Here is a 17,893-nt window from a genome sequence, read left to right as displayed (position 1 = left end):
ACGGATTGCTGTTGCGGATGTGGTTTTAGGATAAATGAATGACAAGTGATACAGAAACAAGTACGGGCGGATGGGAATTGAAAACCAGTCGTCGCTGGCTGGCGGATATGGTGGAGCTGCTGTCTTCCATGCGTTTTGCCATCAGCTTGCTGACATTGATTTCGATTGCGTCGATTATTGGTACGGTGCTCAAGCAAAACGAGCCGATGACGAATTACGTGAATCAGTTTGGCCCGTTCTGGTTTGAGGTATTCGCCAAGTTCAATCTGTATGCGCTGTATTCGACATGGTGGTTTTTGCTGATCATGGCGTTTCTGGTGGTCTCAACCTCATTGTGCCTGATCCGCAATACGCCGAAGATGTTGAAGGACATGCGCAGCTGGCGCGAAAACGTGCGCGAGCAATCGCTGCGCAATTTTCATCACAAGGCTGAGTGGCAAACCAGGCTTACACGTGCCGAATTAACGACGCAAACTCTCGCTCGGATCGCCGCCCACGGCTACAAAGCCAAGGTCGTTGAAAAAGAAAGTGCCACGCTGATCGCGGCCAAGCAGGGCGCCGCCAACAAATGGGGTTATATTTTCGCGCATAGTTCCATCGTCATCATTTGTATCGGCGGCTTGCTGGATTCAGAATTGCCGATACGCATACAAAAAGTCATTTTCGATAAAACACCGTTTTCCGGCAGCGGCGTCATTGCACAAATTCCTGAGCAGCATCGACTCGGATTGGGCAATCCGACCTTCCGGGGCAATATGCTGATTCCGGAGGGCAGCAGCAGCAGTACGGCCATTATTCCGCAGCAGGATGGCGTGCTGATTCAGGATTTGCCCTTCACGGTACAACTGACAAAATTCATCATCGATTATTACTCGACCGGCATGCCGAAATTGTTTGCCAGCGAGGTGGTTGTTACCGATCACGAAAATGGAAAAGTGTTTCCGGCCACGATCAAGGTCAACGAGCCGTTGATTTATCGCGGCGTGGCAATGTATCAATCGAGCTTTGAGGACGGTGGCAGCAGACTGAAGCTGGCCGCTTATCCGATGCGGGGAGCCGGACATGTCGCGTTTCCCATGCAAGGTGAGGTCGGTAATACATCTGCACTGGGTACCGGCAAGGGCGGGGATTACACGGTTGAATGGACGGGTTTCCGCGCCTTCAACGTCGAGAACATGGCACAGAACGGACAGGATCTGCGCGCCGTCAATCCGGTCAAGGGGTTCATGTCGTCCAGCCTTGACAAGCACCTGGGCTCGGCTGCCAAGAATGCCAACAGCAAGGATCTGAAAAACGTCGGCCCGAGCGTGCAATATAAATTGCGCGACAAGAATGGGCAGGCGCGCGAATACAACAATTACATGCAGCCCATGCTGATCGATGGTGCCTATGTTTTCCTTGCCGGCATGCGGGAATCGCCGGCCGAGCCTTTCCGCTTCCTGCGGATTCCGGCTGACGATAATGATACGGTGGATGAGTGGATGCGCTTGCGCGCTGCGATTTTGAATCCGGAATTGCGTCTGCTGGCGGCCCAGCGCTATGCAAAACGCGCGTTGCCGGCGACGCGTACAGATGCTGCGGTATTGCGTGGACAATTGCAGGCGTCGTCGCTGAAAGGCTTGACGATTTTTGGCGGCGATGAGGATGAGGCCGGCTATGTTGCGGTTTCCAGGTTCCTCGAAAAAGTTGCACCGCAAGATCAGGAGCAGGCGGCAGAGATTTTCATGAAAATACTGAACGGCAGCCTGTGGGATTTGTGGCAGGTCGCACGTGAAAAAGATGGTTTGAAAGCGGTAGAGCCGGATGAAAAACATGGCCGGTTCTTGCAGCAGGCGGCGAATGCATTTTCCGATGCATTCTTTTATGGCTCCCCGGTCTATCTGCAGTTGCAGGGCTTTGATGAAGTCAAGGCATCGGTGCTGCAGATAACCCGTTCGCCGGGGAAAAACATCGTTTATTTCGGCTGTCTTCTGCTGGTCATAGGCGTGTTCTCGATGTTTTATATCCGTGAGCGCCGACTCTGGATCTGGATCAAGTCGGAAGACGACGGTAGTGCGCGGGCATTGATGGCTGTGAGTTCGCAGCGCAAGACGCTGGATTTCGAGAAAGAAGTTGAAGAGCTGAAGCGGCAATTGCAGCAAGCGGGACCGGAGCAACGCTAACAAGCGGACTCATTTATACTGAAACCCTTTTCTTGCCTGCGTGTACGCACAAGAAATAAAGCCGTACTTTGCATGCTTATGAATACGCTATTGCAAGTCGGTTGCAGTTATTACGGAGAATAGTCATGGATCTTGTACAAGAGCAGATGTATACGCAACCTCCGGGTTTCTTTAAGCGGCTGTCGATGATCGACTGGCTGTACGGTCTGGCCTTGCTGGCCGCATCGCTGTTTGCGCTGAATCGTTTCGGTCATCACATGGATATCTATGAGGAAGCGATTCTCGTGCTGGCCGCCCCGACGTTTGCGTGGCTGGGGTGGTACTGGAAATCGGTGCGCTGGCTGATTGCAGTGCTGGCAGTGCTGGCCTTGTCTGCGGTATCCATGTACGGCGGTGCGCTGGCCATGGGCGAGCAGAAATTTTTCCTGAAATATCTGCTCTCCAGTCAATCGGCGATTCTATGGATGAGTACGCTGTTCCTTTTGTCTACGCTATTTTACTGGGGCGGTTTGATTACGCGCTCGGAAACCGGTGGTTCTATCGGCAGCAAGCTGTGCTGGGCGGCAGTCATCATGGGCTTCACCGGCATGCTGGTGCGCTGGTATGAATCGTATTTGATCGGTGCCGATGTGGGGCATATCCCAGTGTCGAATCTGTACGAAGTATTCATCCTGTTTTGCATGATTACGGCACTGTTTTATCTGTACTACGAACAGATTTACGCCACCCGCCAACTGGGACCGTTTGTCTTGCTGGTTATTTCCGCTGCGGTTGGATTTTTGCTCTGGTACACGGTGACGCGCAATGCGGCAGATATTCAGCCGCTGGTGCCCGCACTGCAAAGTTGGTGGATGAAAATTCATGTGCCCGCCAACTTCATCGGTTATGGCACGTTCTCGCTGGCAGCGATGGTGGCTGTCGCTTACTTGCTGAAGTCGCACGGGATACTGGGCGATCGCCTGCCTGCGCTGGAAGTGCTGGATGATGTGATGTACAAGGCGATTGCAGTCGGCTTTGCATTCTTCACCATTGCAACGATTCTCGGTGCGTTGTGGGCGGCCGAAGCGTGGGGCGGCTACTGGTCGTGGGATCCGAAGGAAACCTGGGCCCTGATAGTCTGGCTCAACTACGCATCCTGGTTGCACATGCGTCTGATGAAGGGCTTGCGCGGCAAGGTAGCGGCATGGTGGGCTGTCATCGGCTTGCTGGTCACGACATTTGCTTTCCTGGGCGTGAATATGTTCCTGTCCGGCTTGCATTCCTACGGCGAGTTGTAAGCCGCTGCATGACATCGAGGCTGCAATATTTGCAGCCTCGATTTTTTATAGCGAAACTCCTGTAAGGTTGTCAGGTCTGAACAGACTGAGGATGACCATTTTTACGGAGTTGCCATGTTGATCAAACGTAATCCGAACGGGATTGATCTCCCATTCGCATCTGAAATCACGCCACGCGCCGTATTCGAATCGCGCCGCGCCTTCATCCAAAAAATAGCAGTTGGTTCCATTGCAGGCGGCGCATTGCTGGAAATGGCGACGCGCGAAGCGTTTGCCGCGACTACGGCAGCACAAAAACTCGTTGCCACGGCGAATCCGGCTTATGTTGTGCTCGACAAGCCTACGTCTTATAAAGACGCCACGACCTACAATAATTTCTACGAATTCGGTACCGACAAGGAAAGCCCGTCGCGCTATGCTGCTGCGATGAAAACACGGCCGTGGACGTTGACGATCGAAGGTGAAGTCAGGAAGCCGATGACGCTGGATATCGATAGTCTGCTGAAACTGGCACCCCTGGAAGAGCGCATTTATCGCTTGCGTTGCGTCGAAGGCTGGTCGATGGTGATTCCGTGGAGCGGTTACTCGCTCGCCGAGCTGATCAAGAAAGTGGAGCCTACCTCGAATGCGAAATACGTTGAATTCGTCACGGTTGAGGACAAGGAAGCGATGCACGGCCTGCGTCGCGCCGTGCTGGACTGGCCGTATGTCGAAGGCTTGCGTATAGACGAAGCGAATCATCCGCTGACGCTGCTGACGCTGGGGATGTATGGCGAGGTATTGCCGAATCAGAATGGCGCCCCTGTGCGCGTGATCGTGCCCTGGAAGTATGGTTTCAAGTCGGCCAAATCCATCGTCAAGATCCGCTTTGTCAGGGATCAGCCGCGCACGGCATGGAATTTGGCTGCGCCGCGTGAATACGGTTTCTATTCCAACGTCAATCCGCAGGTCGATCATCCGCGCTGGTCGCAAGCCAGTGAACGTCGCATAGGAGAAGACGGCTTGTTTACCAAGAAGCGTCCGACCCTGATGTTCAATGGCTATAACCAGGTTGCTTCCTTATATACGGGCATGGATTTGAAGAAGTTTTTCTGATCTTCGCAATGCTGACTGATGGCCGTACCGGCGATCGATTGATCATGGATAGATAATGCTGACGTTTCATCCTTCGCCGCCTCAGCTGACGCTGATAAAAAGCATGCTGTTCATTGCTGCCTTGCTGCCATTTTGCAGGCTGGTCTTGTTCACCTTGACGGATCAGCTCGGCGCCAATCCGATCGAATTCATCACACGCAATACTGGCGACTGGACGCTCTACTTCCTGTGCATGACGCTGACCATTACGCCGTTGCGCCGTTTGAGCCAATGGAATTGGCTGATCAGGTTGCGCCGCATGCTGGGTCTGTTTGCCTTCTTCTATGCCTGCCTGCATTTCACCACTTTCCTCTGGTTCGATCATTTCTTTGATGTGAACGAAATGCTGAAAGATGTGATCAAGCGACCGTTTATCACCGTGGGTTTTAGCGCTTTTGTATTATTGATTCCGTTGGCCATCACCAGTACGAACGGTATGGTGAAACGCCTGGGCGGTAAGCGCTGGCAATGGCTGCATAGACTTGTTTACGTGATTGCAGCATTGGGAATTTTGCATTACTGGTGGATGAAGGCAGGCAAGCACGATTTCGAGCAACCGATTATTTTCGGCACGATCGTCGCTGTATTGTTGCTGGTGCGCGTGTTCTGGGCGTGGCAGAAACGCTCAAAAAACAATGCGCTTGCCGGTACATCTGATTGCCGAACCGGATAGCGATTGCGCGATCCGGTTCCAGAAAATTACGGCAGCAGCGTTTCCAGCGCAAACAGATCGCTGGCCAATTCGCGTTTGCGAATGAGGTGGACCGTTGCGCCATCGACCATGACTTCGGCCGCGCGACCGCGTGTATTGTAGTTCGACGACATGGTCATGCCGTAGGCGCCGGCCGACATGATGGCCAGCAGATCGCCTTCCTGAATGGCCAGTTCACGCGAACGCGCCAGCCAGTCGCCGGATTCACACACCGGGCCGACCACATCGTAGGTTAGTGCAGCAACATCGCGTTGCAATACCGGTTGCACACCATGCCAGGCTTCATACATCGCAGGACGCATCAAGTCGTTCATGGCGGCATCGACGATGGCAAAGTTTTTCGTTTCGCCGTGTTTGATGTACTGCACTTCCGTTAGCAGAATGCCGGCATTGCCGACAATCGAGCGGCCCGGTTCAAACAACACCTTGATCGGTGCACCTGCATGATTTTTCGCGCGCCAGGCATCAACCTTGGCAAACACGCGCGCCAGGTAATCGCCGACTGCGACCGGCTTGTCATTGTCGTAATTGATGCCGATGCCGCCGCCGATATCCAGGTGATGAATCACGATCCCTTCCGCCGCCAGCGTATCGATCAGTTCGATCAATTTATCGACAGCTTCCAGTAAAGGGGCATCGTCCAGCAATTGCGAACCGATATGGCAATCGATGCCGACCACGCTGATGTGTGGCAATGCGCTGGCAACGCGATAGGTCGTCAGCGCATCTTCATAGGCGACACCGAATTTATTGTCTTTCAATCCGGTTGAAATATACGGATGGGTTTTTGCATCGACATTCGGATTGACGCGCAGTGAGACGGAAGCGCGCTTGCCCATTTCGCCGGCGACCTCATTGAGCCTGTGTAATTCGGGAATCGATTCCACGTTGAAGCACAGGATGTCATGCGATAAGGCGAGTCGCATTTCCTCGCGCGATTTTCCGACGCCGGAAAAAATGACCTTGCGCGGCGAGCCGCCCGCCGCCAGCACACGCAAGAGTTCACCGCCGGAGACTATGTCGAAGCCGGAACCCAGTTTGCCGAGTAGTTGCAACACGGCCAGGTTCGAGTTGGATTTGACCGAATAGCACACCAGCGCGGTATCGTCGTTACGGCCATGCTTCTTGCAGGCATCCGCATAGGACGAGAAATTCTCGACCAGGGCCGCCTTGGAGTAAATGTAAGTCGGCGAGCCGAATTGCCGGGCGATTTGCGTCAGTGGCGTGTGTTCTGCGCACAGGGCGCCGTCTTGATAAGAAAAATGCGACATGATGGGTTTACTTGGAGTCAGATGGTGTGGTGTTTGCCGGCGCGGGAGCTGGGGCAGGGGTAGTTGCCGGTGGCAGGACTGGTGCCGCCTTCCGCGATTGGCCGGTTGGTGGTTTGCTGCCTGGCAAGTAGAGTGGGCCTTTTTGGCCGCAACCGGCGAGCAGACTGATGCAGGCTATGCCGGCAAAAGTGGGGAAAAACGCGACGAAGCGCGACAAACCAGAATGGGATTTCACGATTAGAATCACTGTTTAACGAAACGTGTTGGAGTGTAGCATGACCGAATCAGAATTCCTGAAGCAGGCGGAAGCAACTTTGGACCAAATCGAGGCGACGCTGGAGGAGTTGGCCAATACCAGCGATCTCGATGTCGAGTGCACGCGCAGCGGCAATGTGCTGGAAATCGAATTTATCGATAACGGGACAAAAATCATCGTCAATAGCCAGGCGCCCATGCAGGAGTTGTGGGTGGCGGCGAAATCCGGCGGCTTCCATTTCAAGGCGCAAGGCGAGCAATGGATGAATACGCGCGATGCGACCGAATTGTTTGCCGCCTTATCGCAGATGGTGAGCCAGCAGGGCGGCGTCGAGGTTGTCTTGCGCGACGCGGGTTAATGCATCAATGACAAAAAGGCCGGGAAGCACTTGCTGCTTCCCGGCCTTTTATTTTGCGTCAGTTACTTACCGCCGAATTTAGAACAATTCGTTCTTCACTTCATCCCTGGTCGGCTCGTTGACACGAACAGGTGCATCGCTGAGGCCCAGATTGCGGACTCCCAGGCCGGGTGGGTTTTCAGCGTAAAAATAGTCGCCATTGGCCGCAATAATGCCTTCGGGTACGGTGCGCTCGACTGTAGGCACATTTTTCAATGCTTTTTGCATGTAATTGATCCAGATCGGCAATGCCAGACCACCGCCGGTTTCACGGTTGCCCAGATTTTTCGGCTGGTCGAAACCTATCCACGCGATGCCGACAATTTCCGGATGGTAGCCGGCAAACCAGGCATCGAAAGAGTCATTGGTGGTGCCGGTTTTGCCTGCCAGATCGGTACGTTTCAAGGCCATGGCCTTGACGGCCGTGCCGGAGGTGACGACATCTTTCAGCATGCTATCCATCAGAAAGGCATTGCGCGCATCGATGACGCGATTGGCTTCATCGCCGGCCTTGGCAGGATTGACTTCCGATAAGGGCTTGCCGTTGGCATCGGTAATTTTGGTAATCAGATAAGGGTTGATCTTGTAGCCGCCATTGGCAAATACGGCAAAACCGGCTGCCATTTGCAACGGCGTGACCGCGCCCGCGCCGAGCGCCAGTGTCAGATAAGGCGGATTTTTATCGGCGTCGAAGCCGAAGCGGGTGATGTATTCCTGTCCGTATTTGGCACCTATCTTGTGCAGAATCCGGATCGAAATCATGTTCTTCGATTTAGTCAGGCCTCTGCGCATCGTCATCGGGCCGTCGTATTTGCCGTCGTAGTTCTTTGGTTCCCACGGCTGGCCGCCGGTTTGGCCTGCATCGAAACTGATAGGTGCATCGTTGATGATGGTGGAAGGCGACAAGCCCTTTTCCAGCGAGGCGGAATAAATGAAGGGCTTGAACGAGGAGCCGGGCTGGCGCCATGCCTGCGTGACGTGATTGAACTTGTTGCGGTTGAAGTCGAAACCGCCGACCAGGGCGCGGATTGCGCCATCATCGGTATTGGCCGCCACGAATGCCGATTGCACTTCCGGCATCTGGATCACGCTCCAGTTTTTTCCTTCCTGCATGACACGAATAACCGCACCGCGTTTGATGCGCTTGTTGGGCGGTGCCTTGGCGCTAAGCAGGTTCGCAGCAAAGGTCAGACCGGCGCCTTCTATTTTGATTTCTTCGCCCGATACCAGTACGGCAGTGATCAACTGCGGCGTGGCATCCAGCACCACTGCTGCAACCAGATCATCGCTATCGGGATGGTTGGCCAGTTCAACTTCAATGGCGTCTTCCGCCTCTTCCTTGTTGTCCGGAATTTCGATGTAATTTTCCGGCCCGCGATAGCCATGACGTTTTTCGTAATCCATCACGCCCTTGCGTACGGCGAGATAGGCGGCATCCTGATCAGCCTTGGTAATGGTGGTGAAAACGTTCAAGCCGCGTGTATAGGTTTCTTCCTTGAACTGGTCATAGACCAGTTGCCGCGTCATTTCAGCGACATATTCGGCATGTACGCCGAATTCGCTGCTATTGGTCTTGATCTTGAGCTCTTCATCCTTGGCCTGATTGAATTCCGCTTCACTGATATAGCCAAGCTGGCGCATGCGCTGCAGAATATATTGCTGGCGTGCGCGGGCGCGCTTCGGATTGACGACAGGGTTGTAGGCCGACGGTGCTTTCGGCAAACCGGCCAGCATCGCTGCTTCGGCGATGGTGATGTTCTGCAGTTTTTTACCGTAATAGATTTGTGCGGCAGAAGAAAAGCCGTATGCGCGTTGCCCCAGATAAATCTGGTTCATGTACACCTCGAGGATTTGATCCTTGGACAGATTTTTTTCTATCTTCCATGCCAGCAGCACCTCATAAATCTTGCGTTTGAGCGTTTGTTCGCTGGAGAGAAAGAAATTCCGCGCGACTTGCTGCGTAATAGTGGAGGCACCTTGCCGTGCGCCGCCGCTGAGATTGTGCACGGCTGCGCGCACTATGCCGACATAATCAACGCCGCCATGCTCGAAAAAGCGATCATCTTCAATCGCCAGCACGGCTTTTTTCATGATGTCCGGAATTTCCTTGATGTGAACCAGATTACGGCGTTCTTCGCCGAATTCACCTATCAATACATTGTCGGCAGAGAAAATGCGCAGCGGTATTTTCGGCCGGTAATCCGTTAGCGAATCCAGTGCCGGCAAATTCGGATAGGCCATGGCCAGCGCAAAAAACAGGATCAGGGCGCCGATCACGCCCAAGCCGAAAAGCAGGCCGACAAAACCGAGTCCGACTCTTAAGACGGTGCTGGAAATGCGTTTTGGAGACTTGGATGAGGTACTGCCGGACGAGGGTTGTTTGGAAGCCATGCAGAAAGAAAAGTGAGGGTAAATATCCGCGCCATTATAGCTGTCTGCTGCATGCGGGCATGTTTGTAACCAAGAAACAGCAGTAATTACAGTATCCCGTACGCCGCGTGGATTTTTGGCAACGGATTTGCAAATTACTTTGTGGAAATTGCTTTACAGTTTTGGAGGCTTGTTGCTACGATTTAATGTAACGTTTTACTAATGTGTCCTAAATGCACGTTTTTAAACACATTTTTACCAAGTGCCTCCACATTTTAAGTGCTCGGGTTTTTGACAAGCTAAACGGCGTCGCGTTCATATACTAATAACGTTTTTGGGGAGAACTGCCCTTGGCTTTAGATTTTGGCTCTTTATTTGGCAAAAAGAATCCGCCGCTGATAGGCCTGGACATTAGTAGTTCCGGGGTAAAACTCGTTGAGCTATCCGAGGTCGGGAAAGGCGAATTACGCCTCGAATGCTTTGCTTCCGAGCCGCTGGCGCGAGGCGCGGTGGTTGACGGCAATATTGAAAATATCGATCAGGTTTCGGATGCGGTGCATCGTGTGTGGAAAAAGAGCGGCACGCGCGCCAAGTTTGCGGCGATGGGCATGCCGCCAGCCTCCGTGATCACCAAGAAAATCATTCTTCCTAGCGGCCTGTCCGAGGAGAGCCTGGAGTTACAGGTGGAAACCGAAGCCAGCCAATACATTCCCTTTGCGCTGGATGAAGTACGTTTGGACTTCGATGTCATCGGCCCGGTGGAAAATTCGCCGGAAGATGTCGAAGTCATGCTGGCGGCAACACGCAAGGAAAAAGTGGAAGATCGCGTAGCGGTTGCCGAAGCTGCCGGTATCACGCCGACCGTCATGGACATCGAATCGTATGCGGCGCGTGCTGCAATCGAGCGCATAACCCGGCAATTGCCGAACGCAGGCAAAGGCCAGATTCTGGGTTTATTCCAGATTGGCGCGCAGGTGACGCACATTTCCATTTTGCTGGATGGACAATTGATTTACGAGCGTGAACAGCCCTTCGGTGGCCATCAACTGACGCAAGATATCGTACGTACCTATGGTTTGGCGTACGAAGAAGCTGAAATCAAGAAGAAGACGGGCGATTTGCCGGATGGTTATCAGAGCGATATTCTGAGCCCCTTCCTGGAAAATGCGGCACTTGAAGTAACGCGCGCGATTCAGTTTTTCTTTACTTCCACTCCCTATACACGCATAGATCAACTGTTCCTCGCCGGCGGCTGCGCCATCATCCCGGGCATGGTGGACATGATTGCCAATCGCACCAAGTTGTCGACTTCTGTTGTGAGTCCCTTCAAAGGCATGCAACTCGGCCCGAACGTGCGCGAAAAACAGTTGCGCATTGAGGCGCCGGCCTATCTGGTCGCATGCGGGCTGGCGATGCGGAGGTTTGACTGATGATCAGAATCAACCTGCTCCCGCACCGGGAGGAAAGACGCAAGCAGCGTAAAAAGGATTTTTTTGGGCTGCTGTTGTTAAGTGCAATCGTTGGCGCATTGATTGTGATCGCGGTAGGAGCGTATTTTGCCAATGCGATTTCCGACCAGGAACAACGCAACACGTTCATTAAAAATGAAAATACGCGACTGGATGGCGAGATCAAGGAAGTTGCCAGCCTGAAGCAGGAAATTGAAGCGCTTAAGGCGCGCCAGCAGGCGGTAGAAGATTTGCAGAGTGATCGCAATCAGCCCGTCTATCTGATGGATGAATTGGCGCAACAAGTGCCGGAAGGCGTCTACCTCAAATCCTTCAAGCAGGATGGACAGCGCGTGTTGCTCAATGGCTATGCGCAATCCAATGAACGGGTTTCCGAATTGTTACGCAATCTTGGCAATCATTCGCCGTGGCTGGAACGTCCTGATCTGATAGAGATTCGCTCGACTGGCGTTGGGCAGGGAAAAGATGCCAAAAGGGTATTTGAATTCACGATCAATGCCGGTATCAAGCGTCCGCGAGATAACGACGTGCCGGCGGCAGATGCAAAGGTGCCTGCACCGAATGCCATCTCGAACAAACACTGATATGAGACCAGCACCATGGCAGATCTGAAAAATATCGGCGAGTCGGTCAGTGCGCAGTTTCGCGACCTGAATGGCTTGCATCCAGGACAATGGCCGATTTTCCCGCGCATGTTGTGCGCATTAGGAGTATTGATTGCAGTGCTCGGCCTAGGCTGGTTTTTCTATTGGAGCACGCAACTGGAAGAGCTGGACCGTGCGGCAGCAGAAGAGCTGACCTTGAAGGACGCCTACAAGATAAAGGTGCAGCAAGCAGTCAATCTGGATGGTTTGCGCAAGCAAAAAGAACAGGTGAACGAGTATGTCGCGACCCTGGAGAAGCAATTGCCAAGCAAGGCGGAAATGGATGCCTTGCTGTCCGACATCAATCAGGCAGGCTTGGGTCGCGGTTTGCAATTCGAGCTCTTCAAACCGGGACAGGTCATCGTCAGGGATTACTACGCGGAATTGCCCATCGATATCAAGGTGAGCGGTCACTACCATGATGTGGGTGCATTCACTAGCGACATTGCTAATCTGCCGCGTATTGTGACCTTGAACAAAATGAATCTTGTGGTGGCAAAAGACAATACCTTGACGCTGGATGCCGTGGCCAAGACTTTCCGTTATCTGGATGACGAAGAAGTGGCCGCACAAAGAAAAGCTGCTGCAGGAGCGAAAAAAGGTGGCAAAAAATGAAGAGCATTCATTTGATTCGTTTCGGCTTGCCCGGCCTGCTGTTGATCAGTCTGTCCGGTTGTGGTGATGGCGGGATACAGGATGTCAGCCAGTGGATGAAAGAGGTCAGGCAGCAAACCAGAGTGTCGATCAAGCCTTTGTCCGAGCCGAAAAAATTTACGCCCTTCACTTATGACGCCAAGGGACGAGAAGATCCATACAGCACGAACAAGCTGGCAGTCGCTTTGGCCAAGGCAAAGAAAGATACGGGCACTATCCGTCCCGACCTGGATCGCCGTCGCGAAGCCCTTGAAAGCTATCCGCTCGATAACCTGCGCATGGTCGGTACGCTGGCCAAACCGGGTTTGACCTTTGCCTTGTTGCAAGCCGACAAATCCGTGTTTCAAGTCAAGGTGGGGAACTACATCGGACAGAATCTTGGGATGGTCGTCAAGATTACTGATACCGAAGTGGAACTGAAGGAAATCGTTCAAGACGCGTCCGGCGAATGGGTCGAACGTGAAGCCAAGCTGGAGTTGCAGGAGACGCAAAAATGATGGCGCATCATAAACAATTCAAAAGCCCGCAGGGAATCATGCAAAAAATACAGCGTACGTGTGCGTTCATCTATCTCGTCATGATGTGTGGCGCCGCAACGGCGCAGGAAAATGCGATTCAATCCATTACGGCCAATCAGCAGGGCTCGAATGTCGTCGTGAAAGTAGCGCTGAAAAATCCACCGAGCAAGGCGCCCATCGGATTCTCCATCACCAATCCCGCACGTATCGCACTGGATTTTGCAGGTACCGCAAATGCGACCGGCAAGGGCGTGCAGGATATTGGTCTGGGCGATGTACGCAATGTCAATGTGGTGCAGGCTGGCGATCGCTCCCGTCTGGTTTTCAATTTGACGCGCACATTGAATTACGCCACCGTGATAGATGGCAATACTGTGATCGTCACGATAGACGGCACTGGCGGCGTGGCGACTGCAGTCAATGCAGCCGGGCTGCCCGTCGCTAATGCGCAAACGAATGCCGGCGCTGGAAGCCAGGCCTTGCGTGATATTGATTTCCGTCGCGGCAATAATGGCGAAGGGCGTATCGTGATCGATTTGCCAAACAATCAAATTGCAGTAGACGTGCGTCAGCAGGGCAAGAAACTCGAAGTCGACTTCATGAAGGCCACGTTGCCGGATGTGTTGCGCCGTCGTCTGGACGTCGCCGATTTCGGTACGCCGGTCAATCTTGTCACGACGCAGCAGCATGGCGAAAACGTGCGAATGACGATAGAACCCAAAGGTGCGTGGGAACACAGCGCCTATCAAAGCGATACGCAATTGGTGATCGAGGTCAAACCACTGAAGGAAGAGCCGAACAAGCTGGGTCTGGGCGTGCGCGATTATCGCGGTGAAAAACTGTCGCTGAATTTCCAGAATGTGGAAGTGCGGGCAGTGTTGCAGGTGATTGCCGATTTCACCGGCTTGAATATCATTACCAGCGACACGGTCAGTGGCAACCTGACTTTGCGTTTGAAAGATGTGCCGTGGGATCAGGCGCTCGATATCGTGATGCAGGCCAAGGGTCTGGACATGCGTAAAAACGGTACGGTGATCTGGATCGCGCCGCGCGACGAACTGTTGACCAAGGAAAAACTGGAGCTGGAACAGCGTGCGCAAATTGCCGAGCTGGAGCCGGTAAGAACGGAAACATTCCAGCTGAACTATCAAAAAGCAGAGTCGTTCAAGCAGGTGTTCGGTATTGATAACACTGGGGGCGGCAGCCGCAGTATTCTGAGCAAGCGCGGTAGTGCAGTTGTCGATCCGCGTACCAATCAATTATTCATTACCGATATTCCATCCAAGCTGGAAGAAATTCGTGCCTTGGTACTAAAAACCGATATTGCTACTCGCCAAGTCATGATTGAGGCCAGAATTGTAGAGGCAAGTGACACATTTAGTAGTAGTTTGGGAGCCAAGCTGTCTTTTGGTGTAACGCGACAAGGGAACTATGAACTTGGCGGTAATCAATTGACGCCAGGCGATACTGGCGCCTTGCCTACTCTAGGTGGCAGTGCAGTTAATTTGCCGGCCAGTCTTGCTGGCAATACAGCGGGGTCCGTTGCATTGACCTTGTTTAATGCTGCGGCGACAAGGTTTATCGGTCTTGAATTGTCGGCATTGGAAGCCGATGGTAAAGGGAAGATTATTTCCAGCCCGCGCGTGATTACCGCCGACCAGTTAAAAGCTTTGATCGAGCAGGGAACCGAGTTGCCTTATCAACAGGCGACCAGTAGCGGTGCAACCAGTGTTTCATTCAGAAAAGCAAATCTGAAACTGGAAGTCACACCGCAAATCACGCCGGACGGCAATGTCATCCTGCAAGTTGATGTCAATAAGGATAGTGTTGGTCAGGAAACGCGTGCGGGCTTTGCCATCGATACCAAGCATGTGAAAACCCAGGTGCTGATCGATAATGGCGGCACGGTGGTTATCGGCGGTATTTTTACGCAGACAGAGCGGGACTCAGTATCGAAAGTGCCGTTCTTTGGCGATATTCCTGTACTTGGAAATCTGTTCAAAACGACAGGCCGTACCAATAACAAAACAGAATTACTGATTTTCCTGACACCTAAAATCCTCAACGACAAGGTGTCAATCAGGTAGGATGCCGGGTGTGGGCAGAGCCATCCCGGCTGCTGCACCTGCTTAGAAAGAGTTTGTAAAACGTGGGTGGAAATATTTTTCTGGTCGGCCTGATGGGTGCCGGCAAAACGACGGTCGGTCGCGCGCTGGCAAAAAGGCTGAACAAGCAGTTCATCGATTCCGACCACGAAATCGAAGCGCGCACCGGCGCAGCTATCCCCTTGATCTTTGAAATTGAGGGCGAGGCCAGTTTTCGGCAGCGCGAAGCGGAAGTCATTCGCGATCTGACGGCGCAACAGGATATCGTGCTCGCTACCGGCGGCGGTGCAGTCCTGAATGCGGAAAATCGTGCTTATCTCAAGTCACGGGGCACCGTCATTTATCTGCGTGCCAGCGTCAACAACCTTTTGCAACGCACCAGTCACGACAAGAATCGTCCGCTGCTGCAAACCGGCGATCCGCGCAAGACTCTCGAGGAATTGTCGCGTATCCGCGAACCGCTCTACAATGAAATCGCCGACATCGTGATCGATACCGGTCGGCCTAACGTACAATTTCTGATGCAATCGATCCTGGCGCAATTGGGGCCGGAACATACGCAGAGCGCTACGGCTGTATCATTGCAACAAGATTTATTATCAAAGCACCCCATGCCACAGCTTTCCGCTTCTCATACCCTGTACGTTGATTTAGGCGCACGCAGTTATCCCATCAGCATCGGGCAGGCTCTGCTCGACGATCAGGCGGTCGTTGCCGCGCACATTCCAGGTGCGCGCGTCGCCATTGTTACCAACACAGTTGTTGCTCCCTTGTATCTCGATCGTTTGACTGCCACGCTGGAAGCGGCGGGCAAGCACGTGACGCAGATTATTTTGCCGGATGGCGAGGAAGAAAAAAACTGGGCCAACCTGATGAAAGTGTTTGATGTCCTGCTCGCAGAAAAATGCGATCGAAAAACCACTTTGATCGCATTGGGCGGTGGCGTGATCGGCGATATGACCGGGTTTGCGGCGGCAGCGTACATGCGTGGCGTGCCATTTATCCAGGTGCCAACCACCTTGCTGTCGCAAGTCGATTCCTCCGTCGGCGGCAAGACCGGGATCAATCATCCGCTCGGCAAGAACATGATCGGCGCTTTTTATCAGCCGCAAGCGGTGATCGCCGATACCTCGACCTTGAATACCTTACCGGCACGTGAATTGTCGGCCGGCTTGTCGGAAGTGATCAAGCACGGTGCGATCATCGATGCGCCATTCTTCGACTGGATAGAAGCGAATATCGCGAAACTTGTTGCAAAAGATGCAGAGGCATTGGCATATGCAATCAAGCGTTCGTGCGAAATCAAGGCCGATGTGGTGCGCCAGGATGAACGCGAAGGCGGCTTGCGCGCGATCTTGAATTTCGGCCACACCTTCGGTCATGCGATTGAAGCCGGTATGGGTTACGGCGTCTGGCTGCATGGCGAAGCGGTCGGTTGCGGCATGGTGATGGCGGCAGATTTGTCGCATCGCATGGGTTTCATCGATGCCCACTCAAAAGAACGGATCGTCGCGGTCGTGAAGGCTGCAGGATTGCCGACGGTTGCGCCGGATCTGGGCGTTGCGCGCTGGCTGGAGCTGATGGAAGTCGACAAGAAAAACGAAGGCGGCGCCATCAAGTTCATTCTGCTCAAGCCCTTGGGTACATCCATCATCATGACCGTGCCGCAAGATTTGCTGCTGCAAACATTGAGTGCATGCGTCGCCTGATTCACCATCCGGCGCGCGTGATTTTACGTGCGGTTGCCTGACATGAATATCGAAGTTCATCTTGCCCCTTATGCGGCGCGCTCGGAGCAATCGACGGGCCGTCGTTTCTCCGAACCATCCACCTCATCGCGCACCGAATTTCAACGCGATCGTGATCGCATCATCCATTCCGCCGCATTTCGACGACTGGAATACAAGACCCAGGTATTCGTCAATCATGAGGGCGATCTGTTTCGTACGCGTCTGACGCACAGCATCGAAGTGGCGCAGATTGCACGCTCCATCGCGCGCAATCTGCAGTTGAATGAAGATCTGATCGAGGCAATTTCACTGGCGCACGATCTCGGTCACACACCTTTCGGGCACGCCGGCCAGGATGCCCTGAATGCCTGCATGAGCGAGTACGGCGGCTTCGAACATAATCTGCAAAGTCTGCGGGTGGTCGATACGCTTGAACAGCGCTACGGTGCTTTCGATGGCTTGAACCTGATGTTTGAAACGCGCGAAGGCATCCTCAAGCATTGTTCGCTGGCGAATGCAAAAAAACTGGATGCAATCGGCCTGCGTTTCATCGAGAAAAAGCAGCCGACGCTGGAAGCGCAACTGGCCAATCTGGCTGATGAAATCGCCTACAACAATCACGATATCGACGATGGTTTGCGTTCGGGTTTGCTGACGACTGCACAACTGGATGAAGTCGATTTTTATGCGCGACACCGGCATCAGGTCGAGTTGGCATTTCCCGGTATTAACGGGCGGCGCGCCATCAATGAAACGATACGGCGCATGATCAATGCATTGATTGTCGACGTGATCGACACGTCACGGCAACGCATACAAGCGGCACAAGTCAAAACGATAGACGATGTGCGCAATGCGCCGGCACTGATTGCATTCTCTGACGGCATGCGTGCCGAGGCTGTTGTGCTCAAGCGCTTCCTGCGAGAAAACCTGTACCAGCATTATCAAGTCAACCGCATGACGAGCAAGGCACGCCGTATCGTGGCGGAATTGTTCGATGCCTTCATGCGCGAACCGAATCTATTACCGCCCGACTATCAACAAGCTGTCAGCGACACACCGCAGGCAAGGGTAGTGCAGGCGCGCAAGGTAGCTGACTACATCGCCGGCATGACGGATCGCTATGCGATACGCGAGCATAAGCGTTTGTTCCTGATCGACGAGATGTGAGCAAACAAGTCTGCGCACTTGATT

General features: G+C 53.3%; 15 protein-coding genes. 12 read left to right on the top strand and 3 right to left on the bottom strand.

Annotated features, from left to right (window positions below; all coding sequences use genetic code 11):
• Positions 1 to 38 precede the first annotated feature (38 nt).
• From ACIQW9_RS10855 to msrQ, 4 genes are all read left to right on the top strand, one after another.
• A complete protein-coding gene (locus tag ACIQW9_RS10855) occupies positions 39 to 2,162 on the top strand; it encodes a cytochrome c biogenesis protein ResB (protein ID WP_402336552.1) in 2,124 nt (707 codons plus the stop codon).
• 125 nt (positions 2,163 to 2,287) lie between these two features.
• A complete protein-coding gene (ccsB, locus tag ACIQW9_RS10850; protein WP_402336550.1) occupies positions 2,288 to 3,439 on the top strand; it encodes a c-type cytochrome biogenesis protein CcsB in 1,152 nt (383 codons plus the stop codon).
• Between the two features lie 114 nt (positions 3,440 to 3,553).
• Positions 3,554 to 4,534 carry a protein-methionine-sulfoxide reductase catalytic subunit MsrP gene (msrP, locus tag ACIQW9_RS10845; protein ID WP_402336547.1) on the top strand — a complete coding sequence of 327 codons (981 nt, stop codon included), beginning with the start codon at positions 3,554 to 3,556 and terminating at the stop codon, positions 4,532 to 4,534.
• Between the two features lie 55 nt (positions 4,535 to 4,589).
• Positions 4,590 to 5,246: a protein-methionine-sulfoxide reductase heme-binding subunit MsrQ gene (gene msrQ / locus ACIQW9_RS10840; protein WP_402336545.1), complete on the top strand. Its 657-nt coding sequence runs from the start codon at positions 4,590 to 4,592 to the stop codon at positions 5,244 to 5,246.
• A gap of 26 nt (positions 5,247 to 5,272) precedes the next feature.
• On the opposite strand, the gene lysA is transcribed toward msrQ, so the two are convergent.
• Together lysA and ACIQW9_RS10830 are read right to left on the bottom strand one after the other, a co-directional pair.
• A complete protein-coding gene (lysA, locus tag ACIQW9_RS10835) occupies positions 5,273 to 6,556 on the bottom strand; it encodes a diaminopimelate decarboxylase (RefSeq protein WP_402336542.1) in 1,284 nt (427 codons plus the stop codon).
• A 7-nt stretch (positions 6,557 to 6,563) separates the two neighbouring features.
• The gene (locus ACIQW9_RS10830; protein WP_402336539.1) at positions 6,564 to 6,791 is read right to left on the bottom strand and encodes a lipoprotein; all 228 of its coding nucleotides are present in this window, start codon (positions 6,789 to 6,791) and stop codon (positions 6,564 to 6,566) included.
• A gap of 40 nt (positions 6,792 to 6,831) precedes the next feature.
• Here ACIQW9_RS10830 and cyaY point away from each other — a divergent pair, with 40 nt between their 5' ends.
• Complete coding sequence (gene cyaY, locus ACIQW9_RS10825; RefSeq protein ID WP_011872491.1) at positions 6,832 to 7,170, top strand: iron donor protein CyaY; 339 nt, start codon at positions 6,832 to 6,834, stop codon at positions 7,168 to 7,170.
• A gap of 78 nt (positions 7,171 to 7,248) precedes the next feature.
• Here the strand turns inward: cyaY and ACIQW9_RS10820 are convergent, their stop codons facing one another.
• Entirely contained in the window at positions 7,249 to 9,600 is a 2,352-nt protein-coding gene (locus tag ACIQW9_RS10820) for a penicillin-binding protein 1A (protein ID WP_402336536.1), read from the bottom strand.
• A gap of 329 nt (positions 9,601 to 9,929) precedes the next feature.
• Here ACIQW9_RS10820 and ACIQW9_RS10815 point away from each other — a divergent pair, with 329 nt between their 5' ends.
• The 7 genes from ACIQW9_RS10815 (at position 9,930) to ACIQW9_RS10785 (ending at position 17,869) form a co-directional block, all read left to right on the top strand.
• Positions 9,930 to 11,009 carry a pilus assembly protein PilM gene (locus tag ACIQW9_RS10815; protein WP_402336533.1) on the top strand — a complete coding sequence of 360 codons (1,080 nt, stop codon included), beginning with the start codon at positions 9,930 to 9,932 and terminating at the stop codon, positions 11,007 to 11,009.
• Positions 11,009 to 11,632 carry a PilN domain-containing protein gene (locus tag ACIQW9_RS10810; protein ID WP_402336530.1) on the top strand — a complete coding sequence of 208 codons (624 nt, stop codon included), beginning with the start codon at positions 11,009 to 11,011 and terminating at the stop codon, positions 11,630 to 11,632. The genes ACIQW9_RS10815 and ACIQW9_RS10810 overlap by 1 nt, the downstream gene beginning before the upstream one ends.
• Positions 11,633 to 11,647: 15 nt before the next feature.
• A complete protein-coding gene (locus ACIQW9_RS10805) occupies positions 11,648 to 12,307 on the top strand; it encodes a type 4a pilus biogenesis protein PilO (RefSeq protein WP_402336529.1) in 660 nt (219 codons plus the stop codon).
• Positions 12,304 to 12,843, top strand: coding sequence for a pilus assembly protein PilP (locus tag ACIQW9_RS10800; protein WP_402336526.1), 540 nt, complete (start codon positions 12,304 to 12,306; stop codon positions 12,841 to 12,843). The genes ACIQW9_RS10805 and ACIQW9_RS10800 overlap by 4 nt, the downstream gene beginning before the upstream one ends.
• A gap of 38 nt (positions 12,844 to 12,881) precedes the next feature.
• A complete protein-coding gene (pilQ, locus tag ACIQW9_RS10795) occupies positions 12,882 to 14,951 on the top strand; it encodes a type IV pilus secretin PilQ (protein WP_402336523.1) in 2,070 nt (689 codons plus the stop codon).
• Positions 14,952 to 15,013: 62 nt separating this feature from the next.
• Positions 15,014 to 16,678, top strand: coding sequence for a bifunctional shikimate kinase/3-dehydroquinate synthase AroKB (gene aroKB, locus ACIQW9_RS10790; RefSeq protein ID WP_402336520.1), 1,665 nt, complete (start codon positions 15,014 to 15,016; stop codon positions 16,676 to 16,678).
• Positions 16,679 to 16,720: 42 nt separating this feature from the next.
• A complete protein-coding gene (locus ACIQW9_RS10785; protein WP_402336517.1) occupies positions 16,721 to 17,869 on the top strand; it encodes a deoxyguanosinetriphosphate triphosphohydrolase in 1,149 nt (382 codons plus the stop codon).
• Positions 17,870 to 17,893 lie beyond the last annotated feature (24 nt).

The organism is Herminiimonas sp. NPDC097707 (assembly GCF_044761395.1).
Lineage (GTDB): Bacteria > Pseudomonadota > Gammaproteobacteria > Burkholderiales > Burkholderiaceae_D > Oxalicibacterium.
Note: the sequence above shows the minus strand (reverse complement) of the source record. Positions and strands in the feature narration are given on the sequence as shown.